We start from the raw sequence: 25,929 nt of genomic DNA on the forward strand, positions 1-25,929 counted from the left end.
CGCCATGAACCACGTCTACCGCATCATCTGGAACGACAGTACCGGGGCCTACCAGGCGGTGGCCGAGACGGCGGGCGGGCGCGGCAAGAAGAGCCTGGGCAAGAAGGCACGCGCGGCGCGGCTGCTCGGGTTGGCGGGCCTGGTGGCCGGCAGCGCGCTGGCCGAGCCGACGGGCGGGCAGATCAGCGCGGGGCAGGGCAGCATCCAGCAGGCCGGGCCGGTCACGACCATCCGGCAGGACAGTTCGAAGCTGGCGATCAACTGGCAAAGCTTCAGCGTGGGCACGCAGGAGACCGTCAACTTCGTGCAGCCCGGCGCCAGTGCCATCGCACTCAATCGCGTGGTGGGCACGGACGGCAGCAGCATCCTGGGCAACATCAACGCCAACGGGCAGGTGTTCCTGCTCAACCCGAACGGCGTGCTGTTCGGCCGCTCGGCGCAGGTCAACGTGGGCGGACTGCTGGCGTCGACGCTGTCGATGTCGGATGCGGACTTCCTCGCGGGCCGCTACGTGCTGCAAGGCAACGGCACGGGCGTTGTCCGCAACGAGGGCACGCTGAACGCCGCGCCGGGCGGCTACATCGCGCTGGTCGGCGCGCAGGTGCAGAACAGCGGCACGATCACCGCGGACAAGGGCACCGCGGCGCTGGCTGCGGGCAACAAGGTGACACTGGACTTCGCCGGCGATGGCCTGCTGCGCCTGTCGGTCGACGAAGGAACGCTGAACGCGCTCGCTGCCAACGGCGGCGTGATCCGCGCCGACGGCGGCACCGCGGTGCTGACCGCGCGCGCGGCCGACACGCTGGCCGCCACGGTGGTCAACAACACCGGCCTGATCCAGGCGCGCACGCTGGAGAACCGCAACGGCACGATCAGGCTGCTGGGCGGATCCAACGGCGGCACCGTGCAGGTGGACGGCACGCTGGACGCGAGCGCGCCCAACGGCGGCAACGGCGGCTTCATCGAAACGAGCGGCGCGACGGTGAAGGTGAGCGACAGCGCGCACATCACGACGCAGGCGGCGCAAGGCCAGACCGGCAAGTGGCTGATCGACCCCACCGACTACACCGTGGCTGCCTCCGGCGGCGACATGACGGGCGCGGCCCTGAGCAACGCGCTCACCACCACCGACGTGGAGATCCAGAGCACGGCCGGCGGGAGCGCCGGCAGCGGCGACGTCAACATCAACGACACGGTGAGCTGGAGCGCCAACACGCTCACGCTGAACGCGCAGCGCAACGTCAACATCAATGCGGTGATGAGCGGCAGCGGCACCGCGGGCCTGGCGCTGTGGTACGGGCAGGGCGCGGTGGCCGCGAACAACACGGCGAGCTACAACGTCAACGCGCCGGTGGACCTGGCCAGCAGCGGCAGCTTCCAGACCAAGCTGGGAAGCGACGGCACGCCCATCAACTGGACCATCATCACCAGCCTGGGTGCGCAGGGGTCCACCACGGGTACGGACCTGCAGGGCATCAACGGCAACCTGGCAGGCTACTACGTGCTGGGGTCGGACATCGATGCCAGTGCCACGGCGGGGTGGAACGGCGGGAAGGGGTTCGAGCCGCTGGGCAATCCGTCCAGCAACGTGCTCTATGCAACGCAGTTCACCGGTGCGTTCGATGGCCTGAATCACAGCGTCAAGAACCTCACGATCAACAACACGGTCGATCCCGGCAGCTACCAAGGAGGCTTCTATGTCGGCCTCTTCAGCTGGATCGGCTATGGCTCCGTGGTGCGCAACGTCGGACTGGCCGGAGGCTCCATCGCGGGGGACTACGGCGTGGGGGCGCTGGCCGGCGAAAACGACGGCACGATCAGCAACGTCTATTCCACCGCCAACGTCACCGGCAGTTCCAGTGCTGGGATCGTGAACTTCTTCGGCGCCAACAGCGACTATGTCGGCGGGCTGGTCGGCTTCAACTACGGCAGCATCAACCAGGCCTACGCCACGGGCAACGTCAACATCGTCGACAACATTGGCTATGCCTCGGCCAGCAATGTCGGTGGCCTGGTCGGTGTCAGTTCCGGCAGCATCAGCAACAGCTACGTCACGGGCTCGGTCTCGGGAGCGGGCGTGGGATGGTTCTGCGGACTGACCTGCGGCGGCGCCACCAGCAACAGCTTCTACGCCACGACGGATGCCGCCGGCAATGCCATCAACACCGGGAGCGCCGACTACTACTACGGCACCACCAGCCTCGGCAGGACCTACGCCGATCTCCAGAGGCTCAGCACCTTCTCGTCCTGGGGCAGCAGCATCGCTGCGCAAGGCGGCTCGGGCGCGGCCTGGCGCATCTACGACGGGAACACGACGCCCCTGCTGCGTTCCTTCCTGAGGCCTTACGTCGTCACGGTGACGCCGGACTACGACGGCTTGACCACGTCCTTTGGCAGCATCGCGAGCTTCACGTACACCGGCAACATCAGCGATCCGCTGATCCTGGGCACGCTCACCAGCGGCGGCACCGGCGGCACGCTCACGCTGAGCGGGGGCGCGGCCGGCAGCTACGTAGCCACGCTGGCAACCAGCCTCGACGGCGTCTATTCCACCCAGCAGGGCTACGACCTCAGCTTCAAGGGAAGCCGCGTCATCAGCACCGCCGACACGGCGGGCGGCGCCGCGGGTGACGTGGTGCTGCCCTCGGGCGGACTGAGCTGGACCAGCGGCACCCTGAACATCAACACCAGCGGCAACGTCAGCGCCAGCGCGGCCCTCAACGGCACCAGCCTGAACATCAGCGCCGCGAACGTCGCGCTGGCCGGGGGCAGCCTCAGCAACAGCCTGACGGTGAATACCGCCGGCACCCTCAGCAACATTGCGCCCCTGAGCACCGCCGCCGCCACCATCACGGCACCGGACATCACCGCCACCTTCCTGGACAACCTCCCGGTCAGCGGCAGCCTCACGCTCAACACCAGCGGCTCGCTCGTGCTGCCGTCGTACAACCTCGCCAGTCTCACGCTCAACGCCGGCGGCACCATCACCGAAGACCACGCGGTGACCGTGTCGGGACTCTTCGACCTGCAGAACGGCGACTGGGTGCAGAACAGCGCCACGCTGCCGGCTTTCAGCGCCGGCGACTTCCGCTTGACCGGCGGCAGCTTCCTGCGCGTGCAGGGCGGCGACGGCAGCAGTGCTTCGCCGTACCGCATCGCCGACGTCTACGGCTTGCAGAGCATGGCCCAGAGCTGGCTGCTGGGCGACAGCTTCGTGCTGACGAACGAGATCGACGCCAGCGGCACGGCCAACTGGAATGCCGGCGCGGGTTTCGTTCCCATCGGCAACACCACCACTGCATTCACGGGCAGTCTCGACGGCCAGAGCCACAGCATCAGCGGCCTCACGATCTACCGGCCCGGCAACGAAGGCACGGGGCTGTTCGGCGTCATCCAGAACGCCACGGTGGAAAACGTCGGCGTGGCGGGTGGCAACATCACGGGCGGCGGCAAGACCGGTGCGCTGGCAGGCGCGGCCTACGGCAGCAGCAGCTTAGCCAACGTGTACGCCACGGCGAACGTCGGCGGCACCGGAGACCGTGTCGGCGGCCTGGTGGGCTACGACGAAGGCAGCATCAGCAATGCCTACGCCGGTGGCAACGTCAATGGCGCAAGCTACGTCGGCGGCCTGGTGGGCCAACAGGTGTACGGCAGCATCAGCAACACCTACGCGAGCGGCAGCGTCGGCGGCTCGGCATCGCTGGGTGGCCTGGTGGGTTCCATGGGATTCATCGATGCCTCCAACACCTTCAGGGGCATGCCAACCCTCGCCAACAATTTCTATGCCACGACCGACAGCAACGGCAATGCGATCAACAACGGCGGCGGCTATTCCGGTGCGTGGGGCGGCAACTACCCCTACTACAACAAGATCACGGGCCTGACCCGCGCGCAGCTCCAGAGCCTGGGTTCGTACGCCACCTGGGGCAGCAGCATCGATGCGCAGGGCGGCACGGGCAGCACCTGGCGCATCTACGACGGCCTCGCCACGCCCTTGCTGCGCTCCTTCCTGACGCCGTACACCCTCAGCGTGGTGCCGGATTTCGACGGCTCGGGGACCGCACTGGGCAATGTCGCCAGCTACTCCGGCGGAACGAACGATCCCCTGCTGGTGAACACCAACCGGCTGACCCTGACCGGGCTGGCCGGCGGCAACGGCTACACGGCCAGCCTGGCCCTGTATTCCACCCAGCAGGGCTACGACCTCAGCGGCGCCGCGGTTCGCACCATCAGCACGCCGGGCACGGCAGCGGGCGACGTGTCGCTGGCCAACGGCGCCAACTGGACCAGCGGCACCCTGGTCATAGCCACCGCGGGAACGGCAACGGCCGCGGGCAGCATCCAGAGCAGCAACGGCAGCTTCGTCATGAACGGCGGCAACTGGGTGCAGAACAGCAGCACGCTGCCATCCTTCAGCGTGAAGGACTTCAGCATCGCCGGCGGCAGCTTCCTGCGCGTGCTGGGGGGCGATGGCAGCAGCAGCTCGCCCTACGAGATCGCCGATGTCTACGGCCTGCAAGGCATGGCGTCGACCTCGCTCCTGAGCCGGAACTTCGCGCTGGCGAACGACATCGACGCCAGCAGCACCGCCAGCTGGAATGCGGGCGCGGGCTTCGCTTCCATCGGCACTGCGTACGACCCATGCAACGGCGGCTGCCTCGCCTATCGGCCCTTCACCGGGACGTTCGACGGCCAGAGCCACGTCATCAGCGGCCTCACCATCTACAGGCCCAGCGCCAGCTACCAGGGGCTCTTCGGCATCACCCAGAACGCGACGGTGAAGAATGTCGGGCTCGCGGGCGGCTACTTGACGGGGCGCAGCAACATCGGGCCGCTGGTCGGCTACGCCATGGGCGGGACCGTCATCAACAACGTCTTCGCCACGACTGGTGTCCACAGCGCCGGCGGCGGCGGCAGCATCGGCGGCCTGGTCGGCTCCAACGCGGGCAACATCAGCAATGCCTACGCGACGGGCACCGTCAACGCGGACGATACCTATCGCGTCGGGGCGCTCAATGTCAGCTACAGCTACAACTCCATTGGCGGCCTGGTAGGCTACAACAACGGCGGCATCAGCAACAGCTACGCGGCGGGCAGCGTCCGTGTCTACGCCCCCTCCACCAGCAACCCGACCTGGGCCTACTACATCGGTGGCCTGGTGGGCAGGAACGACGGCGGCGTCGCCAACAGCTTCTATGCCACCACCAACAGCGGCGGCGGCACCGTCAACAACGGCGGCTCCGCCATCCAGAACGGCGACTATTTCTGGACCGGCAACACGGTCTCCGGCGCGACCGGCCTGACCTACGCCCAGTTGGAGAACCTGGGCACCTATGCCGCCTGGGGCGGCAGCATCGATGCGCAGGGCGGCACGGGCAGCGTCTGGCGCATCTACGACGGCCTCACGACGCCCTTGCTGCGTTCCTTCCTGACGCCGTACAACCTGCAGGCGACCTTCGACGGATCGGGCACGGCGATGACCAACATCGCGAGCTACGAGCCGGTCGCCACCAACCCGGCCAACCGTCCCGACGCCATCCAGGGCAGCTTGACGGACGGCACCTCGCTCACGCTCACCGGACTGGCAGGAGGCGGAGGCTACACGGCGACCGTCGGCGGCGCCACCGCCGCCCTCTACTCGGGCCAGCGTGGCTACGACATCGTCAACGCCGGCCGCGTCATCAGCACGCCGGGCACGGCGGCGGGCGAGGTGTCGCTGGCGAACGGTGCAACGTGGACCCAGGGGACGCTGAACATCAGCACCACGGGCAGCGTCAGCGCGGGCGCGGCGCTCCATGGCGTCACCCTGACCATTGGCGCCCACGATGTCTCGCTGGCTGGAGCGACGACCAGCGGCAGCCTGACCATCAATGCCACGGGCGACGTCGGGTCGAGCGCCGCACTCAGCGGGACCAACCTGGCCATCGCCGGCGACGATGTCTCCCTGGCCGGAGTCACGGCCAGCGGCAACCTGACGCTAAACGCCGGCGGCACGATAGGCAACAGCGGCGCGACGAACGTCGCCGGCATCTTCACGCTGCAGAACGGCGACTGGATGCAGGACGGCAGCACGCTGCCGTCCTTCAGCGTCAACGACTTCCGCCTCGCCGGCGGGAGCTTCGTGCGTGCCCTGGGTGGCGACGGCAGCAACGCGTCGCCCTATCGCATCGCCGATGTCTATGGCCTGCAGGGCATTTCCTCCCTGCTCGGCGCGAGCTTCGCGCTGGCCAACGACATCGACGCGACCAGCGCCGGCACCTGGAATGCCGGCGCTGGTTTCATCCCCATCGGCACGGCGGCAAACCCCTTCACTGGCAGCCTGGACGGCCAGGACCACGCCGTCACCCACCTGGTGATGAACCGTCCCCAGGACAGCGAAGTCGGCCTGTTCGGGCACGTGGGAACGACCGGCAGCCTGAGCAACATCGGCGTGAGCGGGAGCTCGTTCGTCGGCGGGCGCGCGGTCGGCCCGCTGGCCGCCCAGAACGACGGCACCATCACCGACGCCTATGCCGACAGCAGCGTCAGCGGCGCCGGCGTCCAGTTCAGCTACTCCTTCGTCACGCCCACGAACAACGTCTCCAACGTCACCTACACGCCAAGCGCCAGCCTCGACGCCACGCGCATGCTGGGCGGGCTGGTGGGCGTGAACACGGGCACGGTCAGCCGTTCCTACGCCAGCGGCAGCGTCAGCAACAGCTTCCAGGCGTCCTTCCAGGTCGGTGACGTATTCGCGCGTCTCACGACGGTCAATGCCAGCTTCAGCGTGGCGGGTGACCAGTATCTCGGGGGGCTGGTGGGCCAGAACCTGGGTCGCGTGAGCAGTGCCTATGCCACCGGCAGTGTCACCAATGACTTCCGGATCAACTACGGCACCGGGATCATCGATTCCTCCCAGCTCAACTTCGGATCGGCCAGCTTCAACATCAGCAGCAACAGCTTCGTCGGTGGACTGGCGGGGGGCGGAGGCACCATAGACCAAAGCTACGCCACCGGCACGGTCAGCGGCACCCACAGCGTCGTGTCAACGTTCCAGCAACCCCGGCCCGGGTACACGTTCGATCGCTCCTTCTCCGTAGCGAACCAGGCGGGCAGCATCCAGAGCGTGGGCGGCCTGGCCGGCAACGGCACCGCCAGCAACAGCTTCTACGCCACGACCGCCGATGCCGCCGGCACTACCGCGATCAACAACGGCGGCACCGCCGGCGGCGACTGGAGCGGCAACAGCGTCGGTGAAGCCCGGACGCTGGCGCAGCTGCAATCGCTGTCCAACTATGCCTCCTGGGGTAGCGATATCGACAACGCGGGCGGCACCGGCAGCATCTGGCGCATCTACGACGGCAACACGACGCCGCTGCTGCGCAGCTTCCTCAAGCCCTATGCCGTCACGGGCGTGGGCGTCGCGCCCGTGTACGACGGCTGGACCACGCTGGCCATGGGCGACATCGGCGCCGTGACGCTCACGGGCCTCAACTTCAGCAGCAGCGATCCGCTGGTCTTCGGCACGGCCACCGGCTTGGGGACTGGCGGAGGAACGCTCACACTGAGCGGCGGCGCGGCGGGCACCTACACGGCCACGGCCTCCGTGGCCATGAGCGGCGTGTACTCCACGCAGCAAGGCTACGACCTGGTCCTGACCGGCAGCCGCGTCATCAGCACACCGGACACGGCGGGCAGCGCGGCGGGCGATATCGTGCTGCCGTCCGCCGGCCTGAGCTGGACCAGCGGCAAGCTGGTCGTCGACACCACCGGCAACGTGAGCGCCGGCGCGGCGCTCAGCGGCCTCGCGCTGGACGTCCAGGCGCACAACATCGCCCTCGCCGGCGCGAGCTTGAGTTACGGCTTGTCGCTGACCGCCACGGGCAGCCTCAGCAGCAGCGGGATGCTGACCAGCCCGGTCGTGAGCGTCACCGCACCCGCGATCACGCAAGCCCTGGTTTCGCAACTTGCGGTCAGCGACCACCTCGCGCTCGACACCAGCGGCTCGCTCGCGCTTTCCACGCTCAACGTCAACGACGCCACGATAGCCGCCGCGGGGGATGTGACCATCAGCGGCGCCGTGACCGGCCACAACCTGGACATCACCGCCAGCAACGTCTCGCTGGCGGATGCCGCCGTCAGCGACCTGCTGCGCGTGCGGGCCACCAACGACGTCACGAGCAGCGGCCTGATCTCCGGAGCCCACCAGGACATCAGCGGCGGCACGATCTCGCTGGCCAGCGTCAACGCGGGCAGCGACCTCAAACTGGCGGCAACCGGCTCGATCACCGCGAGCGGAACACTGAGCGGGGATCGCCTGGACATCGCCGGAAACAGCATCGCGATGGCGGGTGTGACGGCCACCGGAACCCTGACGCTGAATGCCACCGGCACCATCACCAACAGCGGTGCGACGAACGTCGGCGGCCTGTTCACACTCCTGGGTGGCAACTGGGTGCAAAACGCCAGTACGCTGCCCAGCTTCAGCACGGGGGACTTCCGCATCGCCGGCGGCAGCTTCCTGCGCGTCGTGGGCGGGGACGGCAGCACGGCTTCGCCCTACCTGGTCGCCGACGTCTATGGCCTGCAAGGCATGGCCTCCACGCCGTTGCTGGGCCAGAGCTTCGCATTGGCGAACGACATCGATGCCAGCGCCGCGGCAGCCTGGGATGGGGGCGCGGGCTTCACGCCGATCGGCAACGGGACCCACTATTTCACCGGCAGCTTCGACGGGCAAGGCCATGTCATCGGCAACCTGGCCATCAACCGGGCAGGCAACAACGGCACGGGCCTGTTCGGCGTCATCCAGGACGCGACGGTGACGAACGTCGGCCTGGCGGGCGGCAACATCGTCGGCGGTGACAACACGGGCGCGCTGGTAGGCGTGGCCCTCGGAACCAGCAGCATCGACAACGTGTACGCCACGGCCGGCGTCCAGGGCGGCGGCCATGTCGGCGGCCTGGCGGGCTACAGCGAGGGCAGCATCAGCCGCTCCTATGCCACGGGTGGCGTCAACGGCGACAAATGGGTTGGTGGCCTGGTGGGCTACATGCAGGGCGGTGCCCTGGACAACTCACATGCGGCGGGCATGGTCGGTGGCAACGACTTCGCCGGTGGCCTGGTGGGCTACCTGGCGGGCGGAAGCGTCAGCACGGTCTACGCGACGGGCAATGTCGCGGCCCCCAGCGATGCGGGTGGCCTGATAGGCGCCATGATGGGGGGCGGGGTCTCCACCGCGTTCGCGACGGGCGATGTCGTCGGCGACGCGCACGGCGGATCGAACACCGGCGGGCTGGTGGGCTACATGAACAGCGCCAGCATCCTCGATGCCTATGCGACAGGCAACGTCAGCGGCTTCGTGGGCGTGGGCGGACTGCTCGGCCAGGCCGTCTACGGCAACATCACCAATACCTATGCCACGGGCGGTGTCACCGGCAGAATCGCGGCTGGAGCGCTGACGGGCGCTACCGCGGGAACCAATCTTGCCGCCAACTTCTCCGACGGCAGCCTCACCACCCAATCGAGCACCTATGCCGGCGCGGGCTGGAGCATCGACGCAGAAGGCGGCACGGGCAGTACCTGGCGCATCTACGAAGGCAGCACCTTGCCGCTGCTGCGCGCCTTCCTCACGCCGCTGACCGCGACGCTGCAAAGTGGCCTGGGCAAGACCTACGACGGCAGCGCCGCCAGTGGCAGCGCCGGCTACACGCTCAGCGACGGCACCGCGAGCGTCAGCGTCAGCGGCAGCGCCAGCATCAACTACGCCACCGGCAGCAGGAACGCGGGCGCCTACAGCGTCGCCGGCGGCAACCTGGCGGTGAGCGGCGACCTGTATTCCGGCCAGCTGGGCTACGACATCAGCTACGCCGGCAGCTACGCGATCGCGCAGAAGCAGGTCACGGGCACGGTCACCACGAGCGACAAGGTCTATGACGGCACCACGGCGGCGTCGGTGAGCGGCACGCTGAACACCGCGGGCATCGTCAGCGGCGACGTGGTGAGCCTGAAGACCGATGGCGGGAGCTTCGCCGACAAGAACGTCGGCACTGCCAAGGTGGTCGACGTCAGCAGCGCGCTGCAGGGCGCGGACGCCGGCAATTACGTACTGGTGAATACAGGCGGCGCCTTGACCGCGAACATCACGCCCGCAGCGCTGACGGTGAGCGGCGTCACGGCGCAGGACAAGGTGTACGACGCCAGCACAGTGGCGACGCTGAATACCGGCGCGGCCGTCCTGGGCGGCCTCATCGCGGGCGACGTGGTGACGGTCTCGGGCTTGACGGGCGGCTTCGCGGACAAGAACGCGGGAACGGACAAGGCCGTGGCGGTCAGCGGCGCCACGCTGGGCGGCGCCGACGCCGGCAACTACACGGTGAGCAACCCGACGGGCCTGACGGCCAGCATCACGCCGGCGACGCTGACGGTGACTGGCGTGACGGCGCAGGACAAGGTGTACGACACCACGACGGCGGCCTCGCTCGCCGGGACCGCGAGCCTGCTTGGTGTTCTGGGAACCGATTCCGTGAGCGTGGGTGGCCTTTCCGGCAGCTTCGCCGACAAGAACGCGGGCACCAACAAGGACGTCACCGTGGCCGGTGCCACGCTGGCCGGCATCGACGCCGGCAACTACACGGTCAGCAACCCGACGGGCCTGACGGCGAGCATCACGCCGGCAGCGCTCACGGTGAGCGGCGTGACGGCGCAGGACAAGGTTTACGACCGCAGCACCGCCGCGTCGCTGGACACGTCCGGCGTCACGCTCAACGGCGTGCTGGGAAGCGACTCGGTCAGCGTGTCGGGCCTGGCCGGCAGCTTCGCGGACAAGAATGCAGGCACCAACAAGGCGGTCGCGGTCAGTGGCGCGACGCTGGGCGGAGCCGACGGCGGCAACTATGTCGTGAGCAATCCCACCGGCTTGACCGCAAGCATCACGCCTGCGTCGCTGGCGGTGAGCGGTGTGACCGCGCAGGACAAGGTGTACGACACCACCACGGCCGCCGCGCTGAACACCAGCGCCGCGAGCCTGTCCGGCGTCATCTCCGGCGACGCGGTGAGCGTGTCCGGCATGACGGGCAGCTTCGCCGACAAGAACGCCGGCACGAACAAGTCGGTGACGGTCGCCGGCGCCACGCTGGGCGGGGCCGATGCCGGCAACTACACGGTGACCAACCCGACGGGCGTCACGGCCAGCATCACGCCCGCCTCGCTGACGGTTGGCGGCGTCGTCGCACAGGACAAGGTGTACGACCGCACCACCGCCGCTTCCCTGGACACGTCCGCTGCCACGCTCTCCGGCGTGCTGGCAGGCGACACGGTGAGCGTGTCGGGCTTGAGCGGCAGCTTCGCCGACAGGAACGTGGGCACCAGCAAGGCGGTCACCGTCAACGGTGCGACGCTGAGTGGCGCGGACGGAGGCAACTACGTCGTGAGCGCCCCCGCCGGTTTGACGGCCAGCATCGCGCCCGCTTCGTTGACGGTGAGCGGCGTGACGGCGCAGGACAAGGTGTACGACACCACCACGACGGCCTCGCTCCTTGGTGCCGCGAGCCTGGTCGGTGTGATCGCCGGCGATACGGTGACCGTGTCGGGCCTGAGCGGCAGCTTCGCGGACAAGAACGCCGGCACGAACAAATCGGTGACAGTCAGCGGCGCGACCCTGGGCGGCGCCGATGGCGGCAACTATGTGGTGAGCAACCCGACGGGCCTGACGGCGAGCATCACGCCTGCGTCGCTGACGGTGAGCGGTGTGACCGCGCAGGACAAGGTGTACGACCGTACCGCCACGGCGTCGCTGGACACGACGGCCGCCACGCTCAACGGCGTGCTGGGAAGCGATTCGGTGAGCGTGTCGGGCCTCGGCGGCAACTTCGCCGACAAGAACGCCGGCACGAACAAGTCCGTGACGGTGGGCGGCGCCACGCTGGCCGGGGCGGATGCGGCCAACTACACGGTGGCCAACCCCACGGGCCTGGCGGCGACCATCACGCCGGCGTCGCTGACCGTGAGCGGCGTCATCGCGCAGGACAAGGTGTACGACCGTACCACCACGGCTTCGCTGGACACGACGGCCGCCACGCTCAACGGCGTGCTGGCCGGCGATGCCGTGAGCGTGTCGAACCTTTCCGGCAGCTTCGCCGACAAGAACGCCGGCGCGAACAAGTCGGTGACCGTTGCCGGCGCCACGCTGGGTGGCGCCGATGGCGGCAACTACATCGTGAGCAACCCCACGGGCCTGGCGGCAAGCATCACGCCCGCGGCGTTGACGGTGAGCGGTGTGATTGCGCAGGACAAGGTCTACGACCGCAGCACCACGGCCTCGCTGGACATGGCAGCGGCCACGCTCTCCGGCGTGCTGGCGGGCGATGCGGTGAGCGTGTCGGGGCTGGCCGGCAGCTTCGCGGACAAGAATGCCGGGACGAACAAGACGGTGACGGTCGGCGGCGCCACGCTGGGCGGGGCCGACGCGGGCAACTACACCGTGACCAACCCGACGGGCTTGACGGCGAGCATCACACCCGCGGCGCTGACGGTCAGCGGCGTCACCGCGCAGGACAAGGTGTACGACACCACGACGACGGCGTCGCTGGGGACTGGTGCCGCGAGCCTGGTCGGCGTGCTGGCCGGCGACGCCGTGAACGTGGCTGGCCTTTCCGGCAGCTTCGCGGACAAGAACGCTGGCACGAACAAGGCGGTCACCGTCGCGGGTGCAACGCTGGGCGGAGCCGATGCCAGCAACTACACGGTGACCAATCCGGCGGGCCTGACCGCGAGCATCACGCCGGCGTCGCTGACGGTCAGCGGCGTGACGGCACAGGACAAGGTGTACGACGCCACGTCGATTGCCTCGCTGAACACGGGCGCCGCAACCCTGGTCGGCGTGCTGGCCGGCGATGCGGTGAATGTCTCGGGCCTGAGCGGGAGCTTTGCCGACAAGAACGCGGGTGCGAACAAGGCGGTGACCGTCAACGGCGCCACGTTGGGCGGGGCGGACGGCGCGAACTACATCGTGAGCAATCCCGCCGGGCTGACGGCCAGCATCACGCCGGCGCAGCTCACGATGAGCGGTGTCACTGCGCAGGACAAGATCTACGACGCCACGACGAGCGCAGCGTTGAACACCGGTGCCGTGAACCTGGTCGGCGTGATTGCCGGCGACACGGTCAGCGTCTCGGGTCTCTCCGGCAGCTTCGCCGACAAGAACGCGGGCACGAACAAAGCCGTGGCGGTCAGCGGCGCGACGCTGGGGGGCACCGATGGCGGCAATTACACGGTGAGCAACCCCTCCGGGCTGACGGCCAGCATCACGCCGGCGCAACTCACGGTGGGCGGCGTCACCGCGCAGGACAAGGTGTACGACACCACGACGGCGGCTTCCCTGAACACAGGATTCGCCAGCCTGGTCGGCGTGCTGGGAAGCGACACCGTGAGCGTGTCGGGCCTCAGCGGCAGCTTCGCCGACAAGAACGCCGGCACGAACAAGTCCGTGACGGTGGCCGGCGCCACGCTGGCCGGGGCGGATGCGGCCAACTACACCGTGGCCAACCCCACGGGCCTGGCGGCGAGCATCACGCCGGCGTCGCTCACGGTGAGCGGCGTCACGGCGCTGGACAAGGTGTACGACCGCACCACGGCCGCATCGCTGGACACGTCCGCGGCCGCTCTCGCCGGCGTGCTCGCGGGTGATACGGTGAGCGTGTCGGGCCTGAGCGGCAGCTTCGGCGACAGGAACGTCGGTACGAACAAGGCGGTCACCGTCAACGGTGCCACGCTGGGCGGCGTGGACGCGGGCAACTACACGGTGGCCAACCCGGCAGGCCTGACGGCGAGCATCACGCCAGCGCAGCTCACGGTGAGCGGCGTCACCGCGCAGGACAAGGTGTACGACGCCACGACGACTGCCGCGCTGAACACGGGTGCCGCAACGCTGGCCGGCGTGCTGGCCGGCGATACGGTGAGTGTGTCGGGCCTGAGTGGCAGCTTCGCGGACAAGAACGCCGGCACGAACAAATCGGTGACGGTCAGCGGCGCGACGCTGGGCGGCGCCGATGGCGGCAACTATGTCGTAAGCAACCCCACGGGCCTGGTGGCGAGCATCACCCCCGCGGCGCTCACGGTGAGCGGCGTGACCGCGCAGGACAAGGCCTACGACCGCGGCACGACGGCCACGCTCGCCACGGCAGCCGCCAACCTGGTCGGCGTGATTGCCGGCGACACGGTGAGCGTGTCGGGACTTTCCGGAAGCTTCGCGGACAAGAACGCCGGCACGAACAAGGCGGTCACCGTCGCTGGTGCAACGCTGGGCGGAGCCGACGCTGGCAACTACACGGTGACCAACCCGACGGGCCTGGCGGCGAGCATCACGCCCGCGTCGCTGACGGTGAGCGGTGTCACCGCGCAGGACAAGGTGTACGACGCCACCACGGCGGCTTCGCTGAACACAGGTGCGGCAAGCCTGGTCGGCGTGCTTGCGGGCGACTCGGTGAGCGTGTCGGGCCTGAGCGGGAGCTTTGCCGACAAGAACGCCGGAACGAACAAGGCGGTCACGGTCGCCGGTGCCACGTTGAGCGGTGCCGACGGCAGCAACTACGTCGTGAGCAACCCCTCCGGGCTGACGGCGAGCATCACGCCGGCGGCGTTGACGGTGAGCGGCGTGTCGGCGCAGGACAAGGTCTACGACGCCACGACGACTGCTTCGCTGAACACCGGTGCCGCGATCCTGGTCGGCGTGATCGCCGGCGACACAGTCAGCGTCTCGGGCCTTTCAGGCAGCTTTGCGGACAAGAATGCGGGCACGAGCAAGGCCGTGGCGGTCAGCGGTGCGACGCTGGGCGGGGCCGATGGTGGCAACTATACGGTCAGCAACCCGACGGGGATCACGGCCAGCATCACGCCGGCGTCGCTCACGGTGAGCGGCGTCACGGCGCTGGACAAGGTGTACGACACCACCACGATTGCCACGCTGAACACGGGATCTGCAAGCCTGGGCGGCGTGGTCGCCGGCGATGCGGTGAGCGTGTCGGGCATGACGGGCAGCTTCGCCGACAAGAACGTCGGCACGAGCAAGGCGGTGACGGTGGCTGGTGCGACGCTGGGCGGGGCGGACGCCGGCAACTACACGGTGAACAACCCTGCCGGCGTGACGGCCGGCATTACGCCCGCGACCTTGACGGTCGTCGGCGTGGGCGCACAGGACAAGGTCTACGACCGCACGACCACCGCCTCGCTGGACACGTCCGCTGCGACGCTCTCCGGCGTGCTCGCGGGTGACACCGTGAGCCTGTCCGGCCTGAGTGGCAGCTTCGCCGACAGGAACGCCGGCACGAGCAAGGCGGTCACGGTCAGTGGCGCCACCCTGGGTGGCGCCGATGGCGGCAACTACACGGTCGGCAGCCCCACGGGGCTCACGGCCAGCATCACCCCGGCGCAGCTCTCGGTGAGCGGCGTGACGGCACAGGACAAAGTCTATGACCGCACCATCACCGCTTCGTTGGACACGTCCGCTGCCACGCTTTCCGGTGTGCTTGCGGGCGACTCGGTCAGCGTGTCGGGCCTGAGTGGGAGCTTTGCCGACAAGAACGCGGGCACGAACAAGGCAGTCACCGTCGCCGGTGCGGCCTTGGGCGGTGCCGACGCCGGCAACTACACGGTGAGCAACCCGGCAGGCTTGACGGCGAGCATCACGCCGGCGTCGCTGACCGTGAGCGGTGTCACGGCGCAGGACAAGGTGTACGACGCCACCACCGCGGCCTCGCTGAACACTGGTGCAGCAAGCCTGGTTGGCGTGCTGGCCGGCGACGCCGTGAGCGTGTCGGGCCTGAGCGGCACCTTCGTCGACAAGAACGCAGGCACGAACAAGGCAGTCACCGTCGCCGGTGCGGCCTTGGGAGGTGCCGACGCCGGCAACTACACGGTGAGCAACCCGACGGGCCTGACGGCGAGCATCACGCCGGCGTCGCTGACGGTCGGCGGCGTGACGGCGCAGGACAAGGTCTACGACGCCACCACGGCGGCGTCGCTGAACACCGGTGCTGCGAACCTGGTCGGCGTGATCGCCGGCGACACGGTATCGCTTTCCGGCCTGAGCGGAAGCTTCACCGACAAGAACGCAGGCACCAACAAGGCGGTCACCGTCAGCGGAGCCACGCTGGGCGGCACCGATGGCGGCAACTATGTTGTGAGCAATCCCACGGGCCTGGTGGCGAGCATCACGCCCGCGGCGCTCACGGTGAGCGGCGTGACCGCGCAGGACAAGGTCTACGACCGCAGCACGACTGCCACGCTCGATACGGCAGCCGCCAACCTGGTCGGCGTGATCGCCGGCGATACGGTCAGCGTGTCGGGCCTGAGCGGCAGCTTCGCTGACAGGAACGCGGGCACGAACAAGGTGGTCACCGTCAGCGGTGCGACGCTGGGCGGGGTGGACGGTACGAACTACGTCGTGAGCAATCCCGCCGGGCTGACGGCCAACATCACGCCCGCGGCGTTGACGATCACCGGCGTCGCGGCGCAGGACAAGGTCTACGACCGCGGTGCGTCCGCCACGCTGGACACCGGTGCTGCGAGCCTGGTTGGCGTGATCGCCGGCGACGTGGTGAGCGTCGCCGGCCTGAGCGGCAGCTTCGCGGACAAGAACGCGGGGACGAACAAGACTGTCACCGTTACCGGCGCCACGCTGGGCGGGACGGATGGCGGCAACTACACGGTGAGCAACCCCACCGGCCTCACGGCCAGCATCGCGCAAGCGTCGCTGACGGTGAGCGGTGTCACCGCGCAAGACAAGGTGTACGACACCACCGCGACGGCCTCGCTGAACACGGGCGCCGCGAGCCTGGTCGGCCTGCTGGCCGGCGATGCCGTGAGCGTCTCGGGACTTTCCGGCGGCTTCGCGGACAAGAACGCCGGCACGAACAAGGCAGTCACGGTCTCCGGTGCCGCGCTGGGCGGAGCCGACGCCGGCAACTACACGGTCAGCAACCCGACGGGCTTGACGGCCAGCATCACTCCCGCGTCGCTGACGGTGAGCGGCGTGACGGCGCAGGACAAGGTCTATGACCGCACCGTCACGGCCTCGCTGGACACGGCCGGCATGACGCTCGCCGGCGTGCTGGCGGGCGACTCGGTGAACGTGTCCGGGCTGGCCGGCAGCTTCGCCGACAAGAACGCCGGCACGAACAAGGCGGTGAGCGTCAACGGTGCCACGCTGGGCGGAGCCGACGCCGGCAACTACACGGTAAGCAACCCCAGCGGGTTGACCGCAAGCATCACTCCCGCTGCGTTGACAGTCAGCGGCGTGACGGCGCAGGACAAGGTCTATGACGCCACCACGACTGCCGCACTGAACACTGGTACAGCGAACCTGGTCGGCGTGATTGCCGGCGACACGGTGAGCGTGTCCGGGCTGGCCGGCAGCTTTGCCGACAAGAACGCCGGCACCAACAAGTCGGTGACGGTGGCTGGTGCCACGTTGGGCGGCACCGACAGCGGGAACTACACGGTGGCCAATCCCACCGGCCTGGCGGCGAGCATCACGCCGGCATCGCTGACGGTGAGCGGCATCACTGCGCAAGACAAGGTCTACGACAGCACGGCGGCGGCGACCCTCGTAGGCGGTTCGCTCGCCGGCGTGCTCGCCGGCGACACGGTGACGGTGTCCGGCCTGGCCGGCACGTTCGACACGAAGAACGTCGGCACCGGCAAGGTTGTGAGCGTGTCGGGCGCGACGCTGGGCGGCGCCGATGCCGGCAACTACACCGTCGCCAATCCGGCCGCACTGACGGCCGACGTCACGGCGGCGACGCTGACGGTCACGGGCGTGAGCGCGAGCAGCAAGGTGTACGACAGCACCACGGCTGCGACGCTCAACGGCGGCAGTCTTGCCGGCGTGTATGCCGGCGATGCCGTCACGCTCACGGGCATGGCCGGTGCGTTCGACACGAAGAACGTCGGCAACGCCAAGCCCGTGACGGTCACCGGCGCGGCGCTCGCCGGCGTCGACAGCGGCAACTACGTCGTCGCGAATCCGACGGGGCTCACCGCGGACGTTACGCCGGCCAACCTGACGGTGGCCGGGCTGAGCGCGAACGGCAAGGTCTACGACAGCACCACGGCCGCGAGCTTCAGCGGCGGTGCGCTGGTGGGCGTGCTCGCGGGAGACGCCGTCACCCTGGCCGGCGCGAGCGGCGCGTTCGACACCAAGAATGTGGGCACCGGCAAGGCCGTGACGGTTTCCGGCGTCACGCTGGCAGGCAGCGACAGCGGCAACTATGTGGTCGTCGCTCCAGCCGGCCTCAGCGCCAGCATCACGGCGGCCACGCTGTCCCTCACCGGTGTGAGCGCCATCAGCCGCGAATACGATGCCACCACCAACGTGGTGCTCGACGCGAGCGGCGCCGCACTGGCCGGCGTGCTCGCCGGCGACGCGGTGAGCCTGGACACGAGCGCCGCGCGCGGTGTGTTTGCCGATGCGAACCCCGGCCGGGACAAGCCGGTGACGGCCAGCGGATATGCGCTGAGCGGCGCGGATGCGGCCAACTACGCGCTGCGCGATCCGGCTGGCCTGGTTGCCGACGTCACCGCCGCGCCCGCCACCGCGCCCGTTCCTGCCATCGCGTCGCTGGTCGTCGCGGCCACGCAGGCGATCCCGCAACCGACACCGCCCGCCATGCCGCCGTCGCCGGCGGATCCGGAAGAAGAAAAACGCCGCAAGTCCCTGCGGCTGGACATCGTGGGCGGCGGAGTGCGCCTGCCGTGACCTGCCCCTGAAAGCAAAAAAAGCCGCGGCTCTCGCCGCGGCTTTTTCGTTGAAGCAGGAAGCTTCAGGCGGACATTACATGTCCATGCCGCCCATGCCACCCATGCCGCCCATGCCGCCACCGGGCATGGAGGGAGCGTCTTCCTTCGGCGCTTCCGCGACCATGGCTTCGGTCGTCAGCATCAGGGACGAGACCGACGCGGCGTTCTGCAGCGCGGTGCGGGTCACCTTGGTCGGGTCCAGGATACCCATTTCGATCATGTCGCCATAGGTGTCGTTGGCGGCGTTGAAGCCGTGGTTGCCCTTGCCGTTCAGCACGGCGTTGACCACCACGGAGGGCTCGCCACCGGCGTTCGCCACGATTTCGCGCAGCGGGGCTTCGATCGCCTTCAGCACCAGCTTGATGCCGGCGTCCTGGTCGGGGTTGTCACCCTTGATGGTGCCAGCAGCCTGGCGGGCACGCAGCAGGGCCACGCCGCCGCCGGCCACGATGCCTTCTTCCACGGCAGCGCGGGTGGCGTGCAGCGCGTCTTCCACGCGGGCCTTCTTTTCCTTCATTTCCACTTCGGTCGCGGCGCCGACCTTGATCACCGCAACGCCGCCGGCCAGCTTGGCCACGCGCTCTTGCAGCTTCTCACGGTCGTAGTCGGACGTGGCTTCCTCGATCTGCACGCGCACTTGCTTCACGCGGGCTTCGATGTCGGCAGCGGCGCCGGTGCCATCGATGATCGTGGTGTTTTCCTTGCCCACTTCGATGCGCTTGGCCTGGCCCAGGTCGGCCAGCGTCACCTTTTCCAGCGTCAGGCCGACTTCTTCCGAAATCACCTTGCCGCCGGTCAGGATGGCGATGTCTTCCAGCATGGCCTTGCGGCGGTCGCCGAAGCCAGGAGCCTTGACGGCCACGACCTTCAGGATGCCGCGGATGGTGTTGACCACCAGGGTCGCCAGCGCTTCGCCTTCGACTTCTTCCGCGATGATCAGCAGCGGACGCGAAGCCTTTGCGACTTGCTCCAGCACGGGCAGCAGGTCACGGATGGAGGACACCTTCTTGTCGTACAGCAGCACGAAGGGGTTGTCCAGCAGGGCGGCCTGCTTCTCGGGGTTGTTGATGAAGTAGGGCGACAGGTAGCCGCGGTCGAACTGCATGCCTTCGACGACATCCAGCTCGTTGTCCAGGCTTTTGCCGTCTTCGACGGTGATCACGCCTTCCTTGCCGACCTTGTCCATCGCGTCGGCAATGATCTTGCCGATGGATTCGTCGCTGTTGGCGGAGATGGAGCCGACTTGCGCGATTTCCTTGGAGGTGGTGGTGGGCTTGGAAGCCTTCTTCAGCTGCTCCGTCAGGGCCACGACGGCCTTGTCGATGCCGCGCTTCAGGTCCATCGGGTTCATGCCGGCGGCCACGTACTTCATGCCTTCGCGCACGATGGACTGGGCCAGCACGGTGGCGGTGGTGGTGCCGTCACCGGCGTTGTCGGAGGTCTTGGAAGCGACTTCCTTGACCATCTGCGCGCCCATGTTCTGCAGCTTGTCCTTCAGCTCGATTTCCTTGGCCACGGACACACCGTCCTTGGTCACGGTGGGGGCGCCGAAGGAGCGCTCGAGCACCACGTTGCGGCCCTTGGGGCCCAGGGTCACCTTGACCGCATTGGCCAGGATGTTCACGCCTTCGACCATGCGGTGGCGGGCGTCCGCACCGAACACAACGTCTTTAGCAGCCATGTGTATTACTCCGGATATTCAGTTGTGGGGTGGAAGGGGGATCAGCGCTCGACGACCGCGAACAGGTCGTCTTCCTTCATGACCAGCAGCTCGTCGCCATCGACCTTGACGGTCTGGCCGCTGTACTTGCCGAACAGGACGCGGTCGCCGACCTTGACGTTGGGGGCAATCAGGTCGCCCTTGTCGTTCTTGCGGCCGGGGCCCACGGCCAGCACTTCACCCTGATCGGGCTTCTCGGCGGCGTTGTCGGGGATGACGATGCCGGAGGCCGTCTTGGTTTCTTGTTCGAGGCGCTTGACGATCACGCGATCGTGCAGGGGGCGAAGTTTCATTGCATCTCCTTCAGGGAAGCTTGGGCATCAAAAAGCGCCAACCCGGTCGGCGCTCATTAACTGGTTCGTGGGGCGAGCTCTGCTGTTAGCACTCGGCCCCAACGAGTGCTAATCATAAGGGCTTTCTTGTCGGTTGCAAGCGCGGCCTGACATAGGAAAGCACTGACGGGGGGCCGCGGGCGCGTGCTTTTTCATGCATTGGCAGGCTGGATGGATGGGCTAGAATCCAAATAAGAATAATTCGTATTCGAAAGTCCCCATGCCCCATCAACTCCGTCCGGTGGCTGCCGCCGCCGCCCTGGCCCTGCTCGCGTCCGGCAGCTGGGCCCAGCAACAGGACAGCGCCGCCACCCCGACCCTGTCCACCGTGACGGTGCGCGCCAGCGCCGACGCTTCCGCGCAAGGCCTGTCGCCGGCCTTCCCGGGCGGCCAGGTCGCCCGCGGCGGGCGCGCCGGCATCCTGGGGACCCAGGACAACATGGAGACGCCGTTCTCCATCACCAGTTACACCAACGAATACATCCTCGACCGCCAGGCCAGCAGCGTCGGCGCGGTGTTGCGCAGCGACCCCTTCGTGGGCGTCGCACGCGGCTTCGGCAACTTCCAGGAAGCCTATTTCATCCGCGGCTTCGTGGTGACTTCCGACGACACCGCCTACAACGGCCTGTACAGCCTGATGCCGCGCCAGTACATCGCGACCGAGCTGTTCGAGCGCGTCGAAGTGCTGCGCGGCGCCACCGCCTTCCTGACCGGCGCCACGCCCAGCGGCAACGGCCTGGGCGGCGCCATCAACCTGCTGCCCAAGCGCGCGCCCAACGAGCCGCTGAATCGCGTGAGCGTCGAAACGGGCAGCGGCGGCTACGGCCACGTGTCGGCCGACATCGCGCGCCGCTTCGGCCCGGACGGCTCCACCGGCATCCGCGTCAACGCGGGCTACCGCGACGGCGGCACCGGCGTCGACAGCGAGAAGCAGAAGACCACCGTCGCCTCCGTGGGCCTCGACTGGCACAACCGCGACGTGCGCCTGTCCGGCGACATCGGCTGGCAGGAGAACCAGTTCAAGCAGACGCGCCCGAGCGTCACGCCGGCCGGCGCGACTTCCATCCCGGCGCCGAATGCGAGCGTCAATTTCGCCCAGCCCTGGACCTACTCCAACGAGAAGGACCTGTTCGGCACGCTGCGCGGCGAGTGGGACATCAATTCCGCCGTCACCGCCTGGGCTGCCTACGGTGGCCGCCGCGGCGACGAAAGCAACCGCCTGGCCGGCTTCAACCTCACGAACGGCAGCACCGGCGACGGCTACACCTACCGCTACGACAACGTCCGCGAGGACCAGGTCGACACCGGCGAACTGGGCCTGCGCGGCAAGCTGCGCACCGGCAGCGTGGGCCACGAATGGGTGGTGGCCGCCTCGCGCTTCAAGTCCACCGAGAAGAACGCCTACAAGATGGACTTCTTCAACCAGCAGGCGACCAACCTGTTCAACCCGGTGTACAGCGCGCTGCCGGCGTTCAGCGGCGCCGAATTCGCCGGCGGCAACCTGGCCGCGCCGGGCGTGACGAACCGCATCAACCTCACCAGCTACGCCCTCGGCGACACGCTCTCGCTGGTGAACGACACCGTGCTGCTGACGCTGGGGGCGCGCCACCAGCAGATGCACACGACGGCCTACGACTTCAACACCGGCGCCGTCAATGCCAACGGCGACTACGACAAGAGCCGCACCAGCCCCGCGCTGGGCGCCGTCTGGAAGGTCAACAAGCAGTTCTCGGCGTACGCCAACTACATCGAAGGCCTGACCAAGGGCGACGTGGCGCCCCCCGGCACCACCAACGCGAACGCCGTGTTCGCGCCCTACGTCACCAAGCAGCAGGAAGTCGGCCTGAAGTACGATGCCGGCCGCCTGGGCGCCGGCCTGGCCTTGTTCTCCATCGAGCGTCCGCGCTCCACCGGCGGCGGCGTCGGCCAGACCTTCACGCAGAGCGGCAAGGACCGCCACCAGGGCGTGGAGCTGAGCGTCTTCGGCGAAGCCACCCGCGGCCTGCGCCTGCTGGGCGGCGTGACCTGGCTCGATGCCAAGCAGGTCTCCACCGGCGATGCCACAACCGAGGGCAAGCGCGTGATCGGCGTGCCGAAGATGCAGGGCTCCATCGGCGCCGAATGGGACGTGCCGGGTGTCGACCGCCTCGCGCTGGACGCACGCCTGACCGCTGGCGGCTCGCGCTACGCGGATGCGGCCAACACGCTCAAGGTGGGCGGCTGGGGCCGTGTCGACGTCGGCGCGCGCTACCTGATGGAAGTGGGCGGCCGCCTGGTCACGCTGCGCGCGCGCATCGACAACCTGGCCGACCGCAGCTACTGGGCCTCCACCGGCGGCTATCCGGGCCAGGGCTACATGGTGGTCGGCGCGCCGCGCACCTTCTCGCTCGGCGCCAGCATCGACTTCTGAGCCTTCGCATGGCATTGAGCGCGCGTGCCGTCCGCGGCTGGTCCTGGGTCCACAAGTGGTCCAGCCTGGTCTGCACGCTGTTCATGCTGCTGCTTTGCCTGACCGGCCTGCCGCTGATCTTCCACGAGGAGATCGGCGACCTGACCGGCGCCGTGGCGCGGCCGCCTGCCATGCCAGCGGGGACGCCGCACATCAGCCTGGACCGCGCGCTGGAAATCGCGCACGGCGTGCATCCGGACCGGGTCGTGCAGTTCGCCTCGCAGGACGAGTCGCATACCGACGCCTGGTACATCACGATGACGCCGACGCCCGCGCCGACCGCCGACTTCGTGCAGGTGGTGGTCGACTCGCGCACCGGCGCCGTGCTGCCGCAGCCGCCGATCGGCAAGGGCTTCATGGCCGTCATCGAAAGCCTGCACGTCGACCTGTTCGCGGGCCAGCCGGGCAAGCTGTTCCTGGGCGCGATGGGCGTGCTGCTGCTCGCGGCCATCGTCTCGGGCCTGGTGCTGTATGCGCCCTTCATGCGCAAGCTGGACTTCGGCCAGGTGCGGACCGACCGCTCGCCGCGCGTGCGCTGGCTCGACCTGCACAACCTGCTGGGCATCGCCACCCTGGTGTGGGCGCTGGTGGTCGGCGCCACCGGCGTCATCAACACCTGGGCCGAGCTGCTGCTGGATCACTGGCAGAAAGAGGAGCTGGCGGCGCTGCTGCAGCCCTACGAAGGCCAGCCGCTGGTGCCGGCGGCCGAACGCGCGTCGCTGCAACGCTCGCTGGAAACCGCGCTGGCCGCCGCGCCCGGCATGAAGGTCGCCTTCATCGCCTTCCCCGGCACGTCGTTCTCCAGCCCGCACCACAACACCTTCTACCTGCGCGGCAGCGACCCGCTGACCGCGCGCCTCAATCACACGGTGATGGTCGATGCGCGCACCGCGCAGCTCACGGCCATTCCGGCAACGCCCTGGTACCTGCTGGCGCTGCGCCTGTCGCAGCCGCTGCACTTCGGCGACTACGGCGGCATGCCGATGAAGATTCTCTGGGCGCTGCTCGATGTCGCCACGCTCGTGGTGCTGGGCAGCGGCCTTTACCTCTGGTGGAAACGGGCATGAACGCCTTCCTGCGACTCTGGGGCTGGCCCATAGGGCTGGCCGTGCTGACGGCCTCGGGCCTGTTCACCGCGCTGGTCTCCGACGGCGCCGGCGACGTCTGGTCCTGGTTCGCCCTGGGCGTGCCGGTCGCCGTGATGCTCTGGTTCTCGCGCGGCCGCCGCCGCAACTGACGCAGCCTGACCGCGGCCACGCACCGGCCGCGACTCCCGCGCAACGCGCCGAAAGGCGGGGCTCCCCCGTCCCTTTTCGGCGCTTCGGCGCGCCTCCCTCGCTTCTACATTGACACCGCCGCCCAGGGCCTGGGCGCGCGGGGGCTCAAGCTTTCCGGCGCGCGGCCGAAAGCTTCGGGGACGGCAACAGCGTTCCCGAACCCATCATGTCCGATACCCTTTCCGCCCCCGCCGCGCCGGTGGCCCTGCACCTCCCGCGCTGGCGGCGATGGACCCGCCTGCGCACGACCGCCCTGGCCCTGGCCGCCGCGGCGGCCATCTGGGGCGCTGGCGGCGCCCATTTCAACGCCTGGAGCGCCTGCGCGGCGGCCGCCATCGTCGCCGCCGGCGCCATCGAAGACCGGCGCCGCCTGCAGGCCGAAGCCACGCAGCGCGCCGATGTCGAGGGCTTCGTCGACGGCGCCGACCGCCTGGGCCGCGAGTTGCTCCCGATCTGGGGCGCCCAGCTGGAAAGCTCGCGCGCGCAGATGGAGGATGCGGTGTCCGCGCTCACCGTGCGCTTCGGCGCCATCGTCGAACGCCTCACGCAGGCGCTGCAGGCCTCCATGCAGCACGGCGACCACGGCATGGCCGGCGTGTTCGAGGAGAGCGCACGCGAGCTCGGCAGCCTGGTGGACTCGCTGCGCGCGGCGCTCGCCGGCAACGCCGCCCTGCACCAGGAAGTGCAAGGCCTGTCGACCTTCGTCGCCGAACTGCAGGAGATGGCGCAGGGCGTGGCCCTGATCGCCAACCAGACCAACCTGCTGGCCATCAACGCCGCCATCGAGGCGGCGCATGTGGGCGAGCAGGGCCGCGGCTTCGCGGTGCTGGCGCAGGAAATGCGCAAGCTGTCCGCGTCGTCCGGGGAAACCGGCGCTCGCATGGGCGACAAGGCCCGCACCATCGGCGCCGCCATCCAGGCGGCCTGCAGCAGCGCCGAGGCTTCCTCGGTCCGCGAGACCGCCGCCGTGCGCGACGCCGAACACAAGATCGACGCCGTCCTGGCCCGCTTTCGCGGCGTCACGACCACGCTGGGCAGCGCCAACGAAGTGCTGCAGCAGGAAAGCACCGCCATCCAGGGCGAGATCGTCGAATCGCTGGTGCAGCTGCAGTTCCAGGACCGCGTGAGCCAGCGCATGAGCCACGTGCGCGACAGCATCGATAGCGTCCCGCCCCTGCTGGCGCAGGCGCGCGAGGACTTCGCCGCCGGTGCCCCGCTGCGTCCGCTGCAGCCCCGCGAGCTCGTCGAGGAACTGGAGCGCAGCTACGCGATGGCCGACGAACGCAGCACCCACAGCGGCGGCTCGTCGCCGGCGCCCGCAGCGCCGGCCGGCGACGGCGACATCACCTTCTTCTGATCACGAACAGGGAACCAAGAGAC

Annotated in this window: 7 protein-coding genes; 5 read left to right on the forward strand and 2 right to left on the reverse strand. The window is 68.7% G+C overall.

The features are described from left to right. The first annotated feature begins 4 nt into the window (after positions 1-4). Complete coding sequence (locus tag HHL11_RS32595) at positions 5-18,730, forward strand: YDG domain-containing protein (RefSeq protein ID WP_169422811.1); 18,726 nt, start codon at positions 5-7, stop codon at positions 18,728-18,730. Between the two features lie 75 nt (positions 18,731-18,805). Here the strand turns inward: HHL11_RS32595 and groL are convergent, their stop codons facing one another. Next, the gene (gene groL, locus HHL11_RS32600; protein WP_169422812.1) at positions 18,806-20,452 is read right to left on the reverse strand and encodes a chaperonin GroEL; all 1,647 of its coding nucleotides are present in this window, start codon (positions 20,450-20,452) and stop codon (positions 18,806-18,808) included. A gap of 41 nt (positions 20,453-20,493) precedes the next feature. Next, positions 20,494-20,784, reverse strand: a complete 291-nt coding sequence (gene groES, locus HHL11_RS32605; protein WP_169422813.1) for a co-chaperone GroES — start codon at positions 20,782-20,784, stop codon at positions 20,494-20,496. Positions 20,785-21,043: 259 nt separating this feature from the next. Between groES and HHL11_RS32610 the strand changes: the two genes are divergently transcribed. The 4 genes from HHL11_RS32610 to HHL11_RS34785 all read left to right on the forward strand — a co-directional run bounded on the left by HHL11_RS32610 (position 21,044) and on the right by HHL11_RS34785 (position 25,906). Further along, complete coding sequence (locus tag HHL11_RS32610) at positions 21,044-23,233, forward strand: TonB-dependent receptor (RefSeq protein WP_169422814.1); 2,190 nt, start codon at positions 21,044-21,046, stop codon at positions 23,231-23,233. A gap of 8 nt (positions 23,234-23,241) precedes the next feature. Continuing rightward, the gene (locus HHL11_RS32615; protein ID WP_425355234.1) at positions 23,242-24,339 is read left to right on the forward strand and encodes a PepSY-associated TM helix domain-containing protein; all 1,098 of its coding nucleotides are present in this window, start codon (positions 23,242-23,244) and stop codon (positions 24,337-24,339) included. Then, positions 24,336-24,509, forward strand: coding sequence for a hypothetical protein (locus HHL11_RS32620; RefSeq protein ID WP_169422815.1), 174 nt, complete (start codon positions 24,336-24,338; stop codon positions 24,507-24,509). Before HHL11_RS32615 ends, HHL11_RS32620 begins: the two co-directional genes overlap by 4 nt. Positions 24,510-24,715: 206 nt before the next feature. Next, positions 24,716-25,906 (forward strand): methyl-accepting chemotaxis protein, encoded by a 1,191-nt coding sequence (locus tag HHL11_RS34785; protein ID WP_169422816.1) that lies wholly within the window; start codon positions 24,716-24,718, stop codon positions 25,904-25,906. Positions 25,907-25,929: the final 23 nt, after the last annotated feature.

It is taken from the genome of Ramlibacter agri, assembly GCF_012927085.1.
Classification (GTDB): Bacteria; Pseudomonadota; Gammaproteobacteria; order Burkholderiales; family Burkholderiaceae_C; genus Ramlibacter; species Ramlibacter agri.

What these genes read in the sequence shown, in the direction of transcription:
- HHL11_RS32595 (WP_169422811.1), top strand. Translation starts at nt 5, where the DNA reads ATGAACCACGTCTACCGCATCATCTGGAACGACAGTACCGGGGCCTAC.
- HHL11_RS32615 (WP_425355234.1), top strand. Translation starts at nt 23,242, where the DNA reads ATGGCATTGAGCGCGCGTGCCGTCCGCGGCTGGTCCTGGGTCCACAAG.
- groES (WP_169422813.1), bottom strand. Translation starts at nt 20,784, where the DNA reads ATGAAACTTCGCCCCCTGCACGATCGCGTGATCGTCAAGCGCCTCGAA.
- HHL11_RS32610 (WP_169422814.1), top strand. Translation starts at nt 21,044, where the DNA reads ATGCCCCATCAACTCCGTCCGGTGGCTGCCGCCGCCGCCCTGGCCCTG.
- HHL11_RS32620 (WP_169422815.1), top strand. Translation starts at nt 24,336, where the DNA reads ATGAACGCCTTCCTGCGACTCTGGGGCTGGCCCATAGGGCTGGCCGTG.
- groL (WP_169422812.1), bottom strand. Translation starts at nt 20,452, where the DNA reads ATGGCTGCTAAAGACGTTGTGTTCGGTGCGGACGCCCGCCACCGCATG.
- HHL11_RS34785 (WP_169422816.1), top strand. Translation starts at nt 24,716, where the DNA reads ATGTCCGATACCCTTTCCGCCCCCGCCGCGCCGGTGGCCCTGCACCTC.